Genomic DNA, 19,178 nt, shown 5'->3' with positions numbered 1-19,178 from the left:
GAGGGCGTGGCACCATTTACCCCGCTTTGGCCATCCGCTCATCGGCCAGCTTCTTGATTTCGCGCAGTTCGGCGATGGTGGTCTGCAAATCCTCCAACTGGCCTTCGAGCGAGGTCAGGCGCTCCTGGACCATGCCGGCGAGGAGGTGGACCTGCTGGTTGCGGTCGGCGTCGTAGAGGCTGAGGTAGTCGGAGATATCGCGCAGCGAGAAACCGAGGCGTTTGCCGCGCAGGATCAGGATCAGCCGGGCGCGGTCGCGGCGGCGGAAGATGCGGGTGGCGCCGACGCGTTCGGGAGCGAGCAGGCCTTTGGCTTCATAGAAGCGCAGCGCGCGGGTCGAGATGCCGAATTCGCGCGCAAGGTCGGCAATGGCGAAGAGATCGCGATTTTCGGGCTCCAGGCGGTTCATGGCTTGGCCGCCTTCATGGCCTGGTATTCGGTGCGCAGCTCCTTTTTGGACAGCTTGCCGATCAGGGTTTTGGGCAGCGTGTCCTTGAAGATGAACTCGCGTGGCATTTCGATCTTGCTGATGGTCTTGGCGAGGAACGCCTTGAGATCGGCCTCGCTGACGCTCTGGCCGGGCTTGAGCTTGATGAAGGCGACGGGGGCTTCGCCGCGATAGCTGTCGGGGACGCCGATGACATTGGCTTCATCGACCGCCGGATGGGTCATCAGCGCTTCTTCGATGATGCGCGGATAGATCTTGAAGCCGGAACAGATGATCAGGTCCTTGATGCGGTCAACGAGGAACACATAGCCTTCGTCGTCCATGTGGCCGACATCGCCGGTGCGCAGCCAGCCATCCTGGAAAGCGCCGCGCGTGGCCTCCTCATCCTTGTAATAGCCGGCCATGACCTGCGGGCCCTTGACCTGCAATTCGCCATTTTCACCGATGCCCACGACCTTGCCGGTGTCCGGATCGACAAAGCGGATATCGGTGCCGGGCAGCGGCATGCCGATGGACATGGGCTTGGATGGGACGCGCAGGGCGGCGCAGCACACCACCGGGGAAGCCTCGGTCAGCCCATAGCCTTCGGCCAGCAGGGCGCTTGATTTCTTGACATATTCGGCGCGGATTTCGTCGGACAAAGCCGCGCCGCCCGAAATGGCGACCTCGATGCTCTTGAGGCTATCGGCGGTGGCGCTATCGGCGCGAGCGATGGCGGTGAGCAGGGTTGGCACGGCAGGCAGGATATTGGCGCGGGTGCGCACCAGCAGCGCCAGCAAGTCCTTGAGATCGAAGCGCGGCAGCATGACAATCTGGGTGCCGTTGCAGAGGGGCACGTTCATGCAGACCGTCATGGCGAAGATATGGAAGAACGGAAGCACCGCGACGACCTTCGAAGGCGGATAAAAGATGCCGCCGCCCCATTTGTCGATCTGGCTCATATTGGCGGCGATATTGGCGTGGGTCAGCAGGGCGCCGCGCGGAATGCCGGTGGTGCCGCCGGTATATTGCTGGACGGCGATGTCCTTGGTGGCGTCGATGACAACGGCGTCGGGGGTCTCGTGGCGCGAGATCATCTCGTCGAAATAGGTGATGCTGCGGGCAATGCGCGACTTGCTGGGCCGGGACAGGTCCTTGCGCTTGGCGACGGAGTAGAGGACCTTCTTGACCAGCGGCAGGGCATCGGGGAAGTGGCAGACCACGACCGACTTGATGTGGCCCTGCTCGACCAGCGCCTCGGCCTTTTCGAAGATCATCTTGAGATCGAGGGTAATCAGCACCTCCGCATCGGCGTTTTCGGCGATCTGGCTGAGTTCCTTGATGGTGTAGAGCGGATTGCAATTGACCACGATTCCGCCGGCGCGCAGCACGCCATAATAGGCGATCGGGTAAAACGGCGTATTGGGCAGCATCAGCATGATGCGGCTGCCCTTGGTGATGCCGAACTGGTGCTGCAGGGCGCCCGCAAAGGCGATGATCTTGCGGGCCAGATCGCCGAAGCTGGTGGTGCCGCCCATGAAATCCATGGCGGGGGCGAAGGGGTCCTTGGCACAGGCGGCCAGTACCTGCTCGTGCACCGGGCGGGTATCGATGGCCACGTCCCAACGGATGCCGTCGGGATAGCTCCCAATCCAGGGCCGCAGGGGTGTCGGCACGGACGTGTCGAGTGCGGTATCCATCAGATATCCTCCAGGGGCGCTGCCGGCGTCCGCTTTGGCGCGGATCGAGTTGGGTCAAGTATCCCACGGCTTTACGTTAGCGTCAAACAGGTGCCCGAGCTTTTGACGGGGGGATTGTGCCACGCCTCGTGGTTCGAGGGTCGCTGCGCTCCCACCTCACCATGAGGACTACTGAAACGGCACAGAGTCCCATCAGCCCTCATGGTGAGGTGCGAGCTCTTTGCGAGCCTCGAACCACGAGGGCGTGGCACTATGTTCCAGTAAAATCGCCGCAAACCCTAACCTAATCGGCAAATGGTTGACGTAAACGTCAATTGTACTAAACTGTCGGTCAATCGTTAAGAGACGGCGCGCTATGATGAGCGCGGCCTTGCGTGAATATGCTGGCGACAGTCGGCTCTTCGCCTGGGTTTGGGGAATGCGACGTCATCCGGGGCAACGGATGCGGCGCTGAGGAGGGGACGACATGACACTAGCGCTTATCGTGATCAGTCTGGTCGTGGCTGCAGTTCTGGCAGTGCGCCAATCGCCGCTGTGGCAATGGGGCGTGGCGGCGCTGGTCATCGGGCTGCTGACGCGGGTGGACTTTACCGGCGCGGGCGCGATTTTCGCGACCGATATTGGCGGGCTGATCCTGGTGCTGCTGCCGGCCATTATTCTGCTGCTGCTGTCGGTCGAAGCTATCCGCAAGGTGGCGGTCACCAAGCCGGTCTACGGCATGGTCAAGTCCATCTTGCCACGTGTCAGCCGGACCGAACAGGAAGCGCTGGATGCCGGCACGGTTGGCTGGGATGCCGAACTGTTTTCCGGCCGTCCCGACTGGACCAAGCTAACTTCGATCCGTCCATTGACGCTGAGCGCCGAGGAGCAGGCGTTCCTTGATGGCCCGGTCAATGTCGTCTGCAAGATGATCGACGACTGGGATACGCGGCATAACCGCAGCGACCTGTCGCCGGAAGTGTGGCAGTTCCTCAAGGAAAACGGCTTCCTCGGCATGCTGATCGGCAAGGAGCATGGCGGGCTGGGCTTCACCGCCCAGGCGCAGTCGATGATCGTCTCGAAAGTGTCGAGCCGCTCGGTCGCAGCCGGCATCACCGTGATGGTGCCCAACTCGCTCGGGCCCGGCGAATTGCTGGAAAAATACGGCACGGCAGAGCAGAAAGCCAAATACCTGCACCGGCTGGCCAAGGGCCTGGAAGTACCGTGTTTTGCGCTGACCGGCGTGCATTCGGGCTCGGATGCGGGCGGCATGCGCGATATCGGCATTGTCACCAAGGGCATGTACGAGGGCAAGGAAGTGCTCGGCGTGAAGCTGAGCTGGGACAAGCGCTACATCACATTGGCGCCGGTGGCGACTTTGGTGGGCCTCGCCTTCATCATGCACGATCCGGATAATCTGCTCGGCAAGGGCGAGAAGGTCGGCATCACGCTGGCCTTGGTGCCCTCGACCCATCCGGGCGTGGAAATCGGCCGCCGGCATTATCCGGCGCGGCAGGCCTTCATGAACGGGCCGACCAAGGGCACTGACGTCTTCATCCCGATGGATTTCCTGATCGGCGGCACTGACTATGCCGGGCAGGGCTGGCGCATGCTAATGGAGTGCCTGTCGACCGGCCGCGCCATTTCGCTTCCGGCGATCGGCTCGATCTCGATCAAGCAGAGCCTGCGCGTCAGCTCGGCCTATGCACGGGTGCGCCGCCAGTTCGGCATTCCGGTCGGCATCATGGAAGGCGTCGCCGAGCCGATGGCTCGGATGGTCAAGAACTCCTACACCTATGAAGCGGCGCGGCGGCTGACGGCATCGATGGTCGACGAAGGCCAACGCCCGGCGGTGATTTCGGCGCTGCTGAAATACCGCGCCACCGAAGCCATGCGCGAAAGCCTCAACGACGCCTTCGACATCCACGGTGGACGGGCGATCCAGGATGGGCCGACTAATTATCTGTTCGGCGCCTATATGGCGACGCCCGTAGCGATCACGGTGGAGGGCGCCAATATTTTGACGCGCACGCTGATGACCTTCGCGCAGGGTGTGCTTCGGGCGCATCCATTCCTCTATCGGGAAATCGAGTCGGTACAGAACCCCGACAAGAAGGCCGGGCTGGACGATTTCGACAAGGCGTTTGGCGGCCATACCAGCTTCATGCTGCGCAATATCGCCGCCAGCTTCCTGCACGGTATTTCGGGCGGCGCCTTCGCTTCGACGCCGAACGACGGCGAGATGGCGCATTGGTATCGCCAACTGCACCGCTACAGCCAGGCCTTCGCGCTGGTGGCCGATTGGACCACCGTGTTCCTGGGCGGCGCGCTCAAGCGCAAGCAGATGATTTCGGGCCGCATGGCCGATATCCTGGGCGATCTCTACATGATGTCGGCCACTCTCAAGCGGTACGACGAGGAAGGCCGCATCGCCGAGGACAAGATCGTCGTCGATGCGATCATGGCCGACCTCGTCGCCAAGATGGAAAAGAGCTTTGGCGAGATTTTCGCCAACTTCCCCAATGGCGTGATGGCCAATATGATGCGGTTCCTGTGCTTCCCGCTCGGGCGCCATGCCAAGCCGGCGACTGATCGCATCAATTATCGGTTCGTGCGCGCCGTGCTGCGCCCCGGCGCTTTCCGCGACCGCCTGACCACCGGCACCTATGTGTCGATGGACCCCAATGACGTGACCGGCGTGCTCGAAGACGCGCTGATCAAGGTCACCGAGGCCGAGGAGATCGAAGCCAAGTTCGCCAAGGCGGCCCGCAAGGGCGTGATCGAGCGGCGGCTGGATCGCGATGCCATCGCTGACGCCGTGGCGGCCGGCGTGCTCAACGACAATGAAGCCGGCATCATGCGGGCGGCGGATGAAGCGACCGACCGGGTGGTGAAGGTGGATGATTTCGATCCGGGTGCGTTGGCGGCCGAGCACGGGCACAAGGCAGCGGCGGAATAGGCGTGTCACGCCCTCGTGGTTCGAGGCTCGCGTGAGATCGCGCTTCCAGTAGTCCTCATGGTGAGGCGGGAGCGAAGCGACCCTCGAACCACGAGGGCGTGGCGGGATGACCGAGGAGCAAAGATGTTTCAGCCTAAGGTGACGCAGACCAAGCACTGGCACTTCGCAATCGATGTGGAGCAGCTCGGCTGGCTGACCATCAATACGCCCGGCGCCCCGGTCAATACGCTGAGCCGCGAGGCGATCACCGAGCTTGAGGGCCTGGTGGCGCAGTTCGAGGAACTGGCGAGCTCCAAGGAATTGACCGGCGTCATTCTGCTGTCCGGCAAGGACAGTGGGTTCATCGCCGGCGCGGACGTGTCAGAGTTCGATGCGATGAGCGACTTTTCGGTGCTGCCGGAGGCGCTGAAACGCACACATGCGCTGTTCCAGCGGATCGAGAACCTAAAAATTCCGATGATCGCCGGCATCCACGGCTTCTGCCTCGGGGGCGGATTGGAACTGGCGCTGGCCTGCCACTATCGCATCGCCGTCAATGACGACAAGACACGGATCGGCTTCCCCGAAGTCGGCCTCGGCATTTTTCCGGGTTTCGGCGGCACCGGCCGTTCGATCCGTCAGGCCGGGCCGGTCGACGCCATGGGCATCATGCTGACCGGGCGCATGCTCAAGGCCGGCGCGGCGCGCGGCATGGGGCTGGTCGACAAGCTGGTGCGGCATCGCGATATGCTGGGCTGGGAAGCCCGCAAGGCGGTTGCGCAGAAGCGCAAGTCGGGTGTTGCCGGCTTCACCAAGCGCATCATGGGCATGGGGCCGTTGCGTGGCTATGCCGCCAGCAAGATGCGCGACGAGGTCGCCAAGAAGGCCCGCAAGGAACATTATCCGGCGCCCTACGCGTTGATCGACCTGTTCGAAAAGCACGGCAATGACTGGCAGGCGATGAGCCGGGGCGAGATCGAGCCTTTCGTGCCACTGATGGGCACCGATACGGCAGCCAATCTGCGCCGGGTGTTCTTCCTGTCCGAAAGCCTCAAGAAGCAGGGCCTCAAGGGCGCCAAGTTCGCGCGGGTGCATGTGATCGGTGCGGGCGTGATGGGCGGCGATATTGCGGCCTGGTGCGCGTTGCGCGGCATGAGCGTGACGCTGCAGGACCTCGACATGGAGCGCATCAAGCCGGCGCTGGATCGCGGCAAGGCGCTGTTCAAGAAGCGGCTGCGCAAGAAATACGAAATCGATGCGGCGGTGATGCGGCTCGAAGCCGATCCCACCGGCAAGGGCGTCAGCCGGGCCGATGTGATCATCGAGGCGGTGGTGGAAAAGCTCGAGGTCAAGCAGGCCATCTTCGGCGGGCTGGAAGACAAGCTCAAGCCGGGCGCGATCCTCGCCACCAATACCTCATCGATCGAACTGGAGCGGATCGCTGAAAAGCTGAAAGATCCGGCGCGGCTGATCGGGCTGCACTTCTTCAATCCGGTGGCGCAATTGCCCCTGGTCGAGGTCATTCGCTCGGCCTTCAACACCGATGCAGAAATCGGCAAGGGCGCGGCCTTCGCGCTGGCCATCGGCAAGAGCCCAGTCGTGGTGAAGTCCGCGCCGGGGTTCCTGGTGAACCGTGTGCTGATGCCCTATATGCTGGCTGCGGTCGAGCGGGTCGAGCGCGGCGAAAGCAAGGAATTGCTCGATGCGGCAGCGGTCGCTTTCGGCATGCCGATGGGGCCGATCGAGCTGATGGATACAGTTGGCCTCGACGTCGGCAAGTCGGTGGCCAAGGAACTCGGCCATCCGGTGGGCGACAATACGCAATTCGCCGATCTGCTGGCGGCCGGCAAGCTCGGCCGCAAGAGCGGAGAGGGCTTTTACAAATGGGTCGATGGCAAGGCGGTCAAGGGACCGGTGCCGGAGGGGCGTGACCTGGCGGCGCTTGGGCGCGAACTGGTGAAGCCGCTGATCGACATGACCGAGACGGTTGTGTCCGAGGGCGTCGTCGCCAGTGCCGACCTCGCCGATATCGGGGTGATCATGGGGACGGGCTTTGCGCCGTTCCTCGGCGGGCCGATGCGCGCGCGCCAAGAGGGGAAAGCTTGAAATGACCGAACTTCGCAGAGTTGCCATTGTCGGCTCGGCCCGCATTCCCTTTGCGCGCGGCCATACCGCCTATCAAGATGAGACCAACCTCTCGATGCTATCCACGGTGCTGGGCGGGCTGGCGGACAAATATGGTCTCAGGGGTGAAAAAATCGACGAGGTGATGGCGGGCGCCGTCATCGGCCATAGCCGCGATTTCAATATTGCGCGCGAGGCGAGCCTCGACGCCGGGCTATCGCCGCGCACGCCGGGAACGACGATCCAGATCGCGTGCGGCACGAGCCTGCAAGCGGCATTGGTGCTCGGCGCCAAGATTGCCTCGGGTGAGATCGACAGCGGCATCGCCGCCGGCTCCGATACGGTCAGCGACAGTCCGATCGTGTTCGGCACGAAATTCCAGCACCGGATGATCGAACTGTCGCGTGCGCGCAGTACGGGCGAGAAGTTCAAGACCTTCAAGGGCTTTTCGTTCGGCGAACTGACGCCGGTGGCGCCCTCGGTCAACGAGCCGCGCACTGGCATGTCGATGGGCCAGCACTGCGAGCTGATGGCGCGGCAATGGGGAATTACCCGCCAGGCGCAGGACGAGTTGGCTTATCGCAGCCACCAGAACGCCGCCAAGGCCTATGACGAGGGCTTCCACGACGACCTGCTGGTGCAATGCGCCGGCCTCGTGCGTGACAACAATGTGCGGGCCGACACGACGCTGGACAAAATGGCGACGATGAAGCCCGCCTTCGACAAGACCTCGGGCCGCGGCACGCTGACCGCCGCGAACTCGACGCCGCTGACCGATGGAGCCTCCTCGGTGCTGCTGGCCAGCGAAGACTGGGCCAAGGCGCGCGGCCTGCCGGTGCTGGCCTATCTCACCATGGGCCGCGTCGCCGGCAATGACTTCGCTCATGGCGAAGGGCTGCTGATGGCGCCGACTATCGCGGTGTCCGAATTACTGGCGCGGGCGCAATTGAGCTTTGATGATATCGACTATTTCGAACTGCACGAGGCCTTCGCCGCCCAAGTGCTTTGCACGCTGGCGGCCTGGAACGATCCGCAATATTGCAAGGATGTGCTCGGGCGCGACCAGGTTATGGGCACCATCGATCCAACCAAGATCAACGTGAAGGGCTCGAGCCTGGCCTATGGCCATCCTTTTGCCGCGACCGGGGCGCGTATTCTCGGGCTGACGGCCAAGCTGCTGGCGACGGGTGCTGGCAAGCGCGCCTTGATTTCAGTATGTACCGCCGGCGGGCAAGGTGTGACTGCGCTGGTGGAGAAGGCTGCATGAACGATAACGTCGTCAAATTCCGGCGCATTGAGAAGAAGCCGGAAAAGCAGCCGAACAAGGTGCCGCCCAAAATGCCGGGCTGGCTGCCTTGGGTTGTGCTGATCGCGGCGGCGGTCGCGATCACGGCCTGGCAGCAATTGGGCATAGGTGGCGGCCCGCCCGCTTGACAGCGCATCCCATCGTGCCAAGCTAAAGGCAGGAGGTCCGCAATGACCAAGAAGCTCGATCCGATCATTTCCGAGTTTGAAACCCAGGAACAGGCCGACAGCTACGACAAGTGGTTCCGGGCCAAGGTGCAGGCGGCGCTAGCCGACAAACGCCCAGATGTGCCACATGACGAGGCAATGGCGCGTATTCGCAAGACCATTCGGGATAGCGCGAAAAAGTCAGCCTAATGCTCCCAATTGTCTGGGGTGCGCAGGCACTGGATGAATTCGACAACATCATCGGCTACATAGCGCAGTTCGATAAGCGAGCATCCATTAAGCTCCATGATCGCATCGAAGACGCCATATTGCCGCTATCGCGCCACCCCTACATCGGGCGCCCCGGCCGTGAGGACGGCATGCGAGAGCTTATCGCTCACCCAAACTATATCGTCATTTATCAGGTTCGAGCCGCTGACGTACGGATCGTCTCCGTCCTGCACGCCCGCCGGGAATACCCCTGAAAAAATCCTTGAGCAGTTGACGTTTAGGTCAAGGTTTTACTTGTCAGTGGACGAAAAGGCAGGATACCGTCCAATCTTCTTGACCGGCGGGTCAAATCCGCTGGCATAGACGAGGGCATCCGGGCCGCAGAGTCTGGAGCACATAATAGCATCAGGAATAGTCCACAGGAGATGGCACGAGCATGAAGTTCACCCAGGTTTTCAAAGCGGTCGCGACCGCAGGCGCCTTGGCGCTGATGATGGTTGGGGCGGCATCGGCCGTTACCCTCAACCTAGGCAATGGTGGCGAGCCTGGCTCGCTGGACCCGCATAAGGTTTCCGGCGATTGGGAAAATCGCATCGTTGGTGAATATCTCGAAGGCCTCGTTGCCGAAGACATTCATGCCGATCCGATCCCCGGCCAGGCCGAGTCCTGGACGATTTCGGATGACGGCACCGTCTATACCTTCAAGCTACGCGCCGATGCCAAGTGGAGCGATGGCGTGGACGTGACGGCGCAGAATTTCGTCGATGCCTTCCAGCGCCTGTTCGATCCCGCAACGGCTGCCGAATACGCCTATCTGCAGTTCCCGATCAAGAATTCAACCAAGATCGCGGCCGGCGAAATCACCGATTTCAGCCAGCTCGGCGTCAAGGCCATCGACGACAAGACCCTCGAGATCACGCTCGAAGCCTCGACCCCCTATTTTCTCCAGGCCCTGACCCATTACACCGCTTATCCGATCCGCAAGGACATCATCGAGAAGTTTGGTGACCAGTGGACGCAGCCCGGCAATATCGTCGGCAACGGCCCCTACAACATCACCGAATGGGTCCCCGGCTCCTACGTCAAGGCCGTCAAGTCGGACACCTATTACGGTGCGGCTGATCTCAAGATCGACGAGATCATGTTCGAAAACACTCAGGATCTGACCGCAGCGCTGAACCGTTACCGCGCCGGCGAACTCGATATCCTGACCGACTTCCCATCCGACCAGTATCAGCTGCTCAAGGACCAGTATCCGGGTCAGGCCCGTGTCGAGCCGTTCCTGGGCGTCTACTACTACGTGATGAACCAGTCCAAGCCGCCGCTGGACAACGTCAACATCCGCAAGGCGCTGTCGATCTCCGTGCTGCGTGACGTGATCGGGCCCGACGTTCTGGGTACCGGCGAACTGCCGGCCTATGGCTGGGTGCCGCCCGGCACCGGCAACTACGATGGCGCCGCCTACGCGCCAGCATGGTCGACCGAACCCTACGAGCAGCGCGTAGAAGAAGCCAAGGCGCTGATGGCCGAAGCCGGCTACACTCCGGAAAACCCGCTCAAGCTGCAGCTGCGCTACAATACCAATGACAACCACCAGCGCATCGCCGTCGCCATCTCCGATATGTGGAAGCAGATCGGCGTCGAGGTCGAACTGTTCAATGCCGAGACCGCCGTGCACTACGACGCGCTCAATGCCGGCGACTTCCAGATCGGCCGTGCCGGCTGGCTGCTCGACTACAATGACGCCAGCAACACGCTCGACCTGCTCAAGACCGGCGTGACCGGCACCGATGGCACCGTCAATTGGGGCAATAACTATGGCCGTTATTCCAACCCCAAGTATGATGAGCTGATGACCCAGGCGTCGAGCGAACTCGATCTGGTCAAGCGCGCCGGCCTGATGCACCAGGCCGAAGCGCTGGCGATGGACGATTTCGCCGCCATTCCGATCTATTGGTACGTGTCCAAGAACGTTGTCTCGCCCAAGATCACGGGCTTCGAGGCCAACGCCAAGGACATCAATCGCGTCCGCTGGATGACCAAGTCGGAATAGTCCTGCAAACCGCTGGATCGCGTGTGGACGCACGCGATCCAGCCTTGTTCCCTCCGGCTGCTGGCGGCCGTATGACGGGAAAGGTCACCCCATGATTTCCTACGCGTTTCGTCGCGTTCTGTCGGCGATCCCGATAGTTTTCCTCACCATTACGGTGTGTTTCTTCATCCTGCGCCTGGCGCCGGGCGGCCCGTTCGACGGCGAGCGCGCGCTGCCGGTCAATGTGCTCAAGAACCTGCGCGCGCATTACAATCTGGATCAGCCGATCCTGACGCAGTTCTTCCTCTATGTCGGCGGCGTGCTGCGTGGCGACTTTGGGCCGTCCATGGTGATGGAAGATTTCACCGTGTCGCGGCTGCTGTCGATCGGCTTGCCATTCACCTTGATGCTGGGATTTACCGCATTCATCGTCGGCACGATCGCCGGCCTTGTCGCCGGGGCGCTGGCGGCGGTGAACCAGAATAGGTGGCCGGACTACCTGCTGGTTTTTGTGGTGCTGATCCCGCTGATCATTCCCAATTTCCTGATGGCCAACCTGGCGCAGCTGATTTTCGGGGTCTATCTCGGCTGGCTGCCGGTGGGTGGCTATCGCGCGGGCAGCTATATCAATCTCGTCATGCCCATCCTCATCCTGGCCATGCCGCATGGTGCGCGCGTAGCGCGGCTGGTGCGTGGCTCGATGATCGAGGTGCTGGGTACCAATTATATTCGCACCGCTCGCTCCAAGGGGTTGGGCGCGGCGCTGATCCTGACCCGACACGCAATCAAGCCGGCGCTGCTGCCGGTCGTGAGCTATCTCGGGCCGGGGCTGAGCTATCTGCTCACGGGCTCGCTGGTGGTGGAGCAGATTTTCGCGCTACCGGGGATCGGGAAGTATTTCATCACCGCCGCACTCAACCGTGACTACGGCCTCGTGCTGGGCACGACCATTCTCTACGTCTTCATCATCCTGGCGCTCAATCTCATCGTGGACGTGCTCTATGCCTGGCTTGATCCCAAAGTGAGGTTGAACTGATGGCCGGGATTACGGGCAAAGACACAACCCTGACGGCCTATGCCGACGCGCTGGAACGCGAAGCGCCCAAGGGGCGCTCGCTGACCCAGGATGCGTTGCGCCGGCTGTTCGCCAACAAGGCGGCATTGGTCTCGATTTTCCTCTTGGCTGCGGTGATCTTGATCGCGATCTTTGGGCCGTATTTCCTGCCCTGGCCCTATGACAAGATCGACTGGACCTCGATCCGCAAGCCGCCTGATTTTTCAAAGGGCCATTTCCTGGGCACCGATCAGAACGGCCGCGACATGGCGGCGCGCATTCTGCAAGGCACTCAAATGTCGCTGACGGTGGCGGGCGTCGCCACGGTGGTGTCGGTGGTCATCGGCATCGCCTATGGGGCCATCGCGGGTTACTTCGGTGGCCGCATCGATGCCGCCATGATGCGCTTCGTCGATATCATGTACGCGCTCCCGTACATCCTCTTCGTCATCATCCTCGTCGTGATTTTCGGGCGTTCGCCGGTGCTGCTCTTCGTGGGCATCGGGTGCCTCGAATGGCTAACCATGGCGCGCATCGTGCGGGGGCAGACGCTGTCGCTCAAGGAACGCGAGTTCATCGAGGCGGCACGGGCCGGCGGCGCCAAGCCGTTCGCCATCATCTTCCGGCATATCGTTCCGAACCTGACCGGCCCCGTGGTGATCTACGCCACCCTGACGGTGCCCGAGATCATCCTGACCGAGAGCTTCCTCAGCTATCTCGGCCTGGGTGTGCAGGAGCCGCAGACGTCGCTGGGTACGCTGATTTCCTTCGGCGCCCCGGTGGCCGAGGCACTGCCCTGGATGCTGTTCGGTCCGGCACTGTTTCTCGTGCTGATGCTGGTGTGTTTTTCCTATATCGGGGACGGCCTGCGCGATGCCCTCGATCCAAAGGATCGTTGAGCGATGAAACAGGTACTTTCCGTACAAAACATGTCGGTAACCTTCGCGCTGCACAACAGCGAAGTGCACGCCGTGCGCGAGATGAATTTCGACCTGGCAGAGGGCGAAACCCTTGCCGTGGTGGGTGAAAGCGGTTCGGGCAAAAGCCAGGCCTTCCTCGCCATCATGGGCTTGCTGGCGCGCAATGGGCGCACCGGCGGCCGTGCGATGATGGGAGACGTCAACCTGATCGGGATGGCGACGGACCAGCTGGATCGCTATCGCGGCAAGGACATCGCGATGATCTTCCAGGATCCAATGACGTCGCTCAATCCAAGCCTCAAGATCAAAACCCAGCTCAGCGAAGTGCTGGTCAAGCATCGCGGCTTCGACAAGGCCAAAGCCACCAACACGGCAATCGAAATGCTGGAACGGGTCGGTATCCCGGAGCCGGCCAAGCGCGCCAATGCCTATCCGCATCAGCTCTCGGGCGGCATGCGTCAGCGCGTGATGATCGCCATGGCGCTGCTGTGCCAGCCCAAAATCCTGATCGCCGACGAGCCGACTACGGCGTTGGACGTGACGGTGCAGGCGCAGATGCTCGACCTGTTCAAAACGCTGACTGACGATTTCGGTACCTCGCTGGTGCTGATCACCCATGACCTGGGCGTCGTCGCAGGCGTCGCCGACCGGATGATGGTGATGTATGGCGGGCGCGCCGTGGAGAAGGGGGGCGTGGATGATCTGTTCTACGATCCGCGCCATCCCTATACGCTGGGGCTGCTGCATTCGACGCCGCACATCGCCAAGCGGGCGGCGCGGCTCGACCCGATCCAGGGCCTGCCACCGAGCCTTGAACACCTGCCCAAGGGCTGCTCGTTCAATCCGCGCTGCGCCTTCGCGTTCGATCGGTGCCTCATTGAGCGACCGCCGCTGACCGATGCGGGTAGCGGCCGTGAAAAGGCGTGTTTCTACGAAGGCCCGATGGCCTATGGAAAGGTCGCCTGATGGACCAGACTCCGATCAACCTGCTGGAAATCCGCGATCTCAAGAAGACGTTCTCGATTTCGGGCGGGCTGCTTTCGCGGCCGCTGGTGCTGACCGCGCTGGCCGATATCAATTTCACCATCCGCAAGGGTGAGACGCTGGGCATTGTGGGCGAGAGCGGCTGCGGCAAGTCCACATTGGGCCGCTGCATCCTGCAATTGCTGGCGCCCGATGAAGGCCAGGTGCTGTGGCTGGGGCAGGACCTGACCAAGCTGCCGGCCGAGGAGATGCGCAAGCATCGAGCGGACCTGCAGATCATCTTCCAGGACCCGCTGGCCTCGCTCAATCCACGCATGACGGTGGGCGAGATCATCGCCGATCCGCTGCGTACTTTGCGCCCGGAATTGAACAAGGACGAGCGGCGGGCGCGCGTGCTCAAAACCATGGAGGCCGTCGGCCTCCTGCCCGAGATGATCAACCGCTATCCGCACGAGTTCTCGGGTGGGCAGGCGCAGCGCATCGGCATTGCGCGGGCACTGATCACGGAGCCCAAGCTGATCGTCTGCGACGAGCCGGTCTCGGCGCTCGACGTATCGATCCAGGCGCAGATCCTCAACCTGCTCAGCGAACTCAAGGACGAGTTCGGGCTGACGCTGATCTTCATCTCGCACAATCTGAGCGTGGTGCGGCATGTGTCGGACCGCATTCTGGTGCTGTATCTGGGGCGCATTGTCGAGCTGGCGACGGGCGACGAGATTTATGAAGAACCGCGCCACCCCTATACGCGGGCGCTGCTGACGGCGGTACCCATCCCAGATCCGAAATTGGCGCGACAACGCAATATCGACGGGCTGAAGGGCGAAATTCCCTCGCCCATTAATCCGCCCTCGGGCTGCACGTTCAGGACGCGCTGCCGCTTCGCCAAACCGCGCTGCGCCGAAGTGCGGCCGCCGCTGGAAACCATCGAGAACGGCCGGCTGGTGGCGTGTATTCGCTGGCGCGAGATCGGGGTGCCCGAAGACGCCGTGCTCGGCGTCTAGCTCGCCTTGGGAGTCAGGATCAGCGGGGCCTCGTCGCGCCGATCCCTATCGCCGATATCGATGGTCTTGCGACGCCGGTCGGGGCCCTTATAGGCCTCGGCCTTGATAAAGCCGCGAGGATTGGCCTCGATCGAGACTAGTCGCGCCTGCAGGTGGGCGGCGGCAAAGGGCTTGCGCAGGAATTCGGTGACGCCGGCGTCGCGGGCTTTGGCAATGCGCCTGGCGTCGGGCGCGGCGGAGATCATGACGACGGGCAGGTAGCGGTTGGGGCTGTCGACAGAGGCGCGCAACTGGCGGACCAGTTCGACGCCGTCGAGCCCATCCAACCCGTCATCGATGACGAGAACGTCAAATTGCCGGTTGGTGAGTTCGTCCATGGCGGTCTGGGCGTCATTGGCTTCGCGGTAATCACGCCGGCCGATGCCGCGCAGCATGCCGCCGATCAGGGAAACCATGTTCGCACTGGGGTCGGCGATCAGCACGCCATGCTTGGGAATGGACACTTGTGCCATGACGAGTTGCCGACCGTTGGGTTAATTTAGGTTCCAGGACAATAGCTTAGCATTCTATCCATGGGGTTAATGGCGAGCTTGGCGGTGCCCCAAACCCCTACTTGTCGAGCATGGCGGAAAACCCGCGCGGGCGCGTTGACAGACGTTGGCGATTTCCCTATGTTCCGGCCAATTCTTCGGGCGCTCAGGCGCCCCTTTTGTTTAATCGAGGATATACGATGAAAGTCCGCAACTCGCTGAAGGCGCTGATGACTCGCCACCGCGCGAACAAGCTCGTCCGCCGTCGCGGTCGCGTTTACATCATCAACAAGGTCGACAAGCGCTACAAGGCCCGCCAGGGCTAAGCTTGGTTTCGTACCGTACGAAATAAAAAGCCCGCGCAAGCGGGCTTTTGTTTGTCGCGAACTGTGCCATGCTCGCGCTGTTGCGGAACCTAAAAATGCGCCGATCCCACACCATCACGCTGCAGATCGAACGCCCCTACGCCGTGGTGTATAGATTCCTGGCCGATCCGCGCAATTTTTCGCAATGGGCAGCGGTGGACGAGGCAACATTCGTGCCGCTCGAGGGCGGCGATTGGTCTGCCATGACGCCGGGCGGCCCGCGGCATTATCGGTTCACGCCGCCCAATGAATTCGGCGTGCTTGACCACGCGCAGTTCGTGCCGGGTGAGACGCCGCTGTTCACGCCAATGCGCGTCGTCGCCAACGAAGAGGGCAGCGAACTGCTGTTCACCTTTTTCCGGCGCGCCGGCATGAGTGACGCGGAATTTGATTCAACCATCGAGTGGATCACTACCGATTTCCTGACGCTCAAGAGCGTGCTGGAAGCCTAGGCGGCAACCAACCCTGCCGCACTGCACGCCTGTCCGGTCTGAACTGCAGGACTTGAACCTGGGGAGTTTAGGGCCATCTTCGAGCAAACGGAGAAGATGCAATGACGATGGATCGGACCTCGGCTCAATACGATATCGAAAAGAAGTCGCTGCTCGTCGCCTATTTGCTGTGGTTTTTCCTCGGCTATGTGGGCGCACACCGGTTCTATCTTGGCCGACCGATCAGCGGCTTTATGATGCTGGCGCTATCGGCGGTGACACTGGTGCTCACGCTGGTGTCGTTTGGATTTCTTGGCTTTCTGTGGTTCGTCGTCGGGCTTTGGTGGCTGATCGATGCGCTGCTGATCCCCGGCATTGTGGCGGGCCGCAACACACGCATTGCCGACCGCGTGTTCTCGTCGCGGCGCTAAGGCAGGCGTAAAAAAAGGCCCGCTTGCGCGGGCCTTTGACCGTCTAATGGAAAAGTCTTGTCAACTGGAGCCGGCGCCGTCCTGGCGCACGAAGGCGATGCGCAGCATGTTGGTGGCGCCGGGGGTGCCCAGGGGAACGCCGGCGGTGATGGCGATGCGGTCGCCGGGGCGGGCAAAGCCCTCCTGGTAGGCGATGACGCAGGCGCGGTCGACCATGTCTTCGAGGCTGATGGCGTCTTCGGTCTGCACGCAATGGATGCCCCAGACCACAGACAGGCGGCGGATGGTGCGGTGATTGGGCGAGAGCGCGATGATCGGCTTGGACGGGCGCTCGCGGGCGGCGCGGATGCCGGTGGAGCCAGAGGCGGTGTAGGTGACGATGGCGGCCAGGTCGAGCGTTTCGGCAACCTGGCGGGTCGCCGCCGAGATGGCGTCGGCCGCGGTGGCTTCAGGCTCGGTCTGGGCAGCGCGAATGATGCCGCGATAATTGGCGTCGCCTTCGACGGCCACCGCAACCTTGTTCATGGTCGAGACGGCTTCGACCGGATAGGCGCCCGACGCGGATTCGGCCGAGAGCATGATGGCGTCGGCGCCTTCGAACACGGCGATCGACACGTCCGACACTTCGGCGCGGGTCGGCACCGGCGAGACGATCATGGATTCCAGCATCTGGGTGGCGACGACCACCGGCTTGCCATACCGGCGCGCCATGCGGATCATGCGCTTTTGCAGGCCGGGTACGGTTTCGAGCGGCAGCTCGACACCCAGGTCGCCGCGGGCCACCATGATGGCGTCGCTGAGCTTGATGATTTCCTCGAGGCGATCGATGGCCTGGGGCTTTTCGATCTTGGCCATGACGCCGGCGCGACCCTGGACGATCTTGCGCACATCGATGATGTCTTCGGGACGCTGCACGAAGGAGAGGGCGATCCAATCGGCTTCGGCCTTGAGGCCTTCGAGCAGATCGGCATGGTCCTTTTCGGTCAGCGCGCCGGTCGGCAGGAGCGTATCGGGCAGGGAGACGCCCTTCTTGTCGCTCAGCTTGCCGCCATAGATGACCTCGGTCTCGATGGCGCCATTGCCCACCTTGATGGCCTTGAGCGCCAGCTTGCCATCGTCGAGCAGCAGGCGGTCGCCCACCGAAACGCTCTCGATGATCTCGGGATGCGGCAGGTAAACGCGGTCGGTATTGCCGGTGTCGTTGTTGTCACTGTCGAGGGTGAATTTCTGGCCAGCAACCAGCTGGACGGAGCCGCCCACAAATTTCCACACGCGCAGCTTGGGGCCCTGCAGATCGACCAGGATGCCCAGCGGATGGGACAGCGTCTTTTCGACATTGCGAATGCGCGCCACGGTCTGGTGCAGCACTTCGTGGCTGGCGTGGCTCATATTGATGCGGAACACGTCGGCGCCGGCGCGGGCGAGCTCCTCGATCATCCGCTCGTCGTGGCTCGCGGGCCCGAGGGTGGCGACGATCTTTACGCGTCTCATGCGTCTCATTGCGGTTCCGTCCGGTTGGTCGTCAGTTGTTCGGCGGTGGTGGCCCACCGTCCATCGGTGCGTCATCGGGTGGCAAGTCGGGCACGCCGTCCATCGGCGTTTCGTCAGGCGGCAGCGGCGGTGCGCCAGGAACATCGGGATCGACCAGGAAGGTCGGATCGTCGCCTTCCGGGCTGTCAGTCCCTTGTGAGCCAGGGCCGTCGCCATCGTTGGTTAGTTGTAGAGTCCAGTCACTACGGTTTTGTGTATCGATTTCAAAGAACCCGGTGCGCTCATAACCGCGTGCGAGACAATCCTCAACCCCGAATATCGTGAAGGTTTCGTCACGTGTGCACATGAACACCGAGCCGTCCCACGCGCCACCGCCAATGTCGTCGGCCGCGAAGACGTAATAGAAACGCCGCTCCAGATTGCCCTGATACAAAACCCGGCAATCGCCGGGCGGAGTTTGCCACCAGCCTTCGCTCATCCAGCCGCGTTCGGCACGGTAGCCGAGCGCCACGGTCAGCGGATTGGCGGTCTCGTTGCAGACGCGCAAATCAGCCCGGGCCGGCAGGGAAAAAAACGCAAGGCTGGCAATCAGCGCGCCGACAAGGGTCAGGCCGAGACGGAGTTTGTGCAAGAGCGTGCCGGAAATCATGGGGATCGAAGCCACTTTTTGAGCGCAAGGGCGCGTTGCGTCAATGGCTATCGGCTCGATTTGACCGAATTGGGTTCAGGTGTGGCAGCGGGCATGTGGATTGGGCACAAAAGCGCTTGAACCGAAGCCCGCACTAGGGTTGAACCCAGGCTTGAACCGAAAAGGACTTTGTCGATGGCTGAAGAGAGTGTTGCCCAGGACCAGTTGCGTGCGTTCATCGAACGGATCGAGCGCATGGAAGAAGAAAAGGCCGCCATCGCCGCCGACATCAAGGAAATCTATGCCGAGGCCAAGGGCAATGGCTTCGATACCAAGGTGATCCGCGAGATCGTGCGTATCCGCAAGCAGGATGCCAGCGAGCGCCAGGAGCATGAAGCGATCCTGGAGCTCTATATGTCGGCCCTCGGCATGGTGGCGGCGCCGAGCGAGGACTGATCCC

General features: G+C 62.2%; 20 protein-coding genes. 15 read left to right on the top strand and 5 right to left on the bottom strand.

Annotated elements, in window-relative coordinates; translation table 11 throughout:
* Positions 1–16: 16 nt before the first annotated feature.
* Together JWR51_RS07375 and JWR51_RS07370 are read right to left on the bottom strand one after the other, a co-directional pair.
* A complete protein-coding gene (locus JWR51_RS07375) occupies positions 17–409 on the bottom strand; it encodes a MerR family DNA-binding protein (RefSeq protein WP_299745732.1) in 393 nt (130 codons plus the stop codon).
* The gene (locus tag JWR51_RS07370; protein ID WP_299745730.1) at positions 406–2,127 is read right to left on the bottom strand and encodes a long-chain fatty acid--CoA ligase; all 1,722 of its coding nucleotides are present in this window, start codon (positions 2,125–2,127) and stop codon (positions 406–408) included. Before JWR51_RS07370 ends, JWR51_RS07375 begins: the two co-directional genes overlap by 4 nt.
* A 466-nt stretch (positions 2,128–2,593) precedes the next feature.
* Here JWR51_RS07370 and JWR51_RS07365 point away from each other — a divergent pair, with 466 nt between their 5' ends.
* The 11 genes from JWR51_RS07365 (at position 2,594) to JWR51_RS07315 (ending at position 14,842) form a co-directional block, all read left to right on the top strand.
* Positions 2,594–5,065 (top strand): acyl-CoA dehydrogenase, encoded by a 2,472-nt coding sequence (locus JWR51_RS07365; RefSeq protein ID WP_299745728.1) that lies wholly within the window; start codon positions 2,594–2,596, stop codon positions 5,063–5,065.
* A 123-nt stretch (positions 5,066–5,188) separates the two neighbouring features.
* Positions 5,189–7,150: a 3-hydroxyacyl-CoA dehydrogenase NAD-binding domain-containing protein gene (locus tag JWR51_RS07360; protein WP_299745725.1), complete on the top strand. Its 1,962-nt coding sequence runs from the start codon at positions 5,189–5,191 to the stop codon at positions 7,148–7,150.
* A gap of 1 nt (position 7,151) precedes the next feature.
* Positions 7,152–8,435, top strand: coding sequence for an acetyl-CoA C-acetyltransferase (locus JWR51_RS07355; RefSeq protein WP_299745722.1), 1,284 nt, complete (start codon positions 7,152–7,154; stop codon positions 8,433–8,435).
* The gene (locus JWR51_RS07350) at positions 8,432–8,602 is read left to right on the top strand and encodes a hypothetical protein (protein WP_299745719.1); all 171 of its coding nucleotides are present in this window, start codon (positions 8,432–8,434) and stop codon (positions 8,600–8,602) included. The genes JWR51_RS07355 and JWR51_RS07350 overlap by 4 nt, the downstream gene beginning before the upstream one ends.
* Before the next feature lie 42 nt (positions 8,603–8,644).
* The gene (locus JWR51_RS07345) at positions 8,645–8,830 is read left to right on the top strand and encodes an antitoxin (RefSeq protein WP_299745717.1); all 186 of its coding nucleotides are present in this window, start codon (positions 8,645–8,647) and stop codon (positions 8,828–8,830) included.
* Positions 8,830–9,105, top strand: coding sequence for a type II toxin-antitoxin system RelE/ParE family toxin (locus tag JWR51_RS07340; protein ID WP_299745714.1), 276 nt, complete (start codon positions 8,830–8,832; stop codon positions 9,103–9,105). The genes JWR51_RS07345 and JWR51_RS07340 overlap by 1 nt, the downstream gene beginning before the upstream one ends.
* A gap of 236 nt (positions 9,106–9,341) precedes the next feature.
* Positions 9,342–10,904, top strand: a complete 1,563-nt coding sequence (locus JWR51_RS07335; protein ID WP_299745801.1) for a peptide ABC transporter substrate-binding protein — start codon at positions 9,342–9,344, stop codon at positions 10,902–10,904.
* A 91-nt stretch (positions 10,905–10,995) separates the two neighbouring features.
* Positions 10,996–11,919: an ABC transporter permease subunit gene (locus tag JWR51_RS07330; protein ID WP_299745711.1), complete on the top strand. Its 924-nt coding sequence runs from the start codon at positions 10,996–10,998 to the stop codon at positions 11,917–11,919.
* Positions 11,919–12,836: an ABC transporter permease subunit gene (locus JWR51_RS07325; RefSeq protein ID WP_299745708.1), complete on the top strand. Its 918-nt coding sequence runs from the start codon at positions 11,919–11,921 to the stop codon at positions 12,834–12,836. Before JWR51_RS07330 ends, JWR51_RS07325 begins: the two co-directional genes overlap by 1 nt.
* Before the next feature lie 3 nt (positions 12,837–12,839).
* Complete coding sequence (locus JWR51_RS07320; RefSeq protein ID WP_299745705.1) at positions 12,840–13,823, top strand: ABC transporter ATP-binding protein; 984 nt, start codon at positions 12,840–12,842, stop codon at positions 13,821–13,823.
* Positions 13,823–14,842, top strand: coding sequence for an oligopeptide/dipeptide ABC transporter ATP-binding protein (locus JWR51_RS07315; protein WP_299745702.1), 1,020 nt, complete (start codon positions 13,823–13,825; stop codon positions 14,840–14,842). The genes JWR51_RS07320 and JWR51_RS07315 overlap by 1 nt, the downstream gene beginning before the upstream one ends.
* Here the strand turns inward: JWR51_RS07315 and JWR51_RS07310 are convergent.
* Positions 14,839–15,354: a response regulator gene (locus JWR51_RS07310; protein WP_299745699.1), complete on the bottom strand. Its 516-nt coding sequence runs from the start codon at positions 15,352–15,354 to the stop codon at positions 14,839–14,841. The two genes, JWR51_RS07315 and JWR51_RS07310, sit on opposite strands and share 4 nt — an antisense overlap.
* Before the next feature lie 218 nt (positions 15,355–15,572).
* Here JWR51_RS07310 and ykgO point away from each other — a divergent pair, with 218 nt between their 5' ends.
* From ykgO to JWR51_RS07295, 3 genes are all read left to right on the top strand, one after another.
* Positions 15,573–15,698, top strand: coding sequence for a type B 50S ribosomal protein L36 (ykgO, locus tag JWR51_RS07305; RefSeq protein WP_046136523.1), 126 nt, complete (start codon positions 15,573–15,575; stop codon positions 15,696–15,698).
* A 68-nt stretch (positions 15,699–15,766) separates the two neighbouring features.
* On the top strand, positions 15,767–16,189 hold the full coding sequence (locus JWR51_RS07300) for a hypothetical protein (RefSeq protein WP_299745696.1): 423 nt from the start codon (positions 15,767–15,769) through the stop codon (positions 16,187–16,189).
* A 101-nt stretch (positions 16,190–16,290) separates the two neighbouring features.
* Positions 16,291–16,599, top strand: a complete 309-nt coding sequence (locus tag JWR51_RS07295; protein ID WP_299745693.1) for a TM2 domain-containing protein — start codon at positions 16,291–16,293, stop codon at positions 16,597–16,599.
* Between the two features lie 60 nt (positions 16,600–16,659).
* Here the strand turns inward: JWR51_RS07295 and pyk are convergent, their stop codons facing one another.
* Both pyk and JWR51_RS07285 read right to left on the bottom strand, forming a co-directional pair.
* Positions 16,660–18,099: a pyruvate kinase gene (pyk, locus tag JWR51_RS07290; RefSeq protein ID WP_299745691.1), complete on the bottom strand. Its 1,440-nt coding sequence runs from the start codon at positions 18,097–18,099 to the stop codon at positions 16,660–16,662.
* Positions 18,100–18,121: 22 nt separating this feature from the next.
* A complete protein-coding gene (locus JWR51_RS07285) occupies positions 18,122–18,739 on the bottom strand; it encodes a DUF1036 domain-containing protein (RefSeq protein WP_299745689.1) in 618 nt (205 codons plus the stop codon).
* A 174-nt stretch (positions 18,740–18,913) separates the two neighbouring features.
* Here JWR51_RS07285 and JWR51_RS07280 point away from each other — a divergent pair, with 174 nt between their 5' ends.
* Positions 18,914–19,174, top strand: a complete 261-nt coding sequence (locus JWR51_RS07280; RefSeq protein WP_299722400.1) for a DUF2312 domain-containing protein — start codon at positions 18,914–18,916, stop codon at positions 19,172–19,174.
* Positions 19,175–19,178 lie beyond the last annotated feature (4 nt).

The sequence above is a fragment of the Devosia sp. genome, from assembly GCF_028290625.1.
Taxonomy (GTDB): Bacteria; Pseudomonadota; Alphaproteobacteria; order Rhizobiales; family Devosiaceae; genus Devosia.
This window is presented reverse-complemented; position numbering and strand designations above follow the sequence as displayed.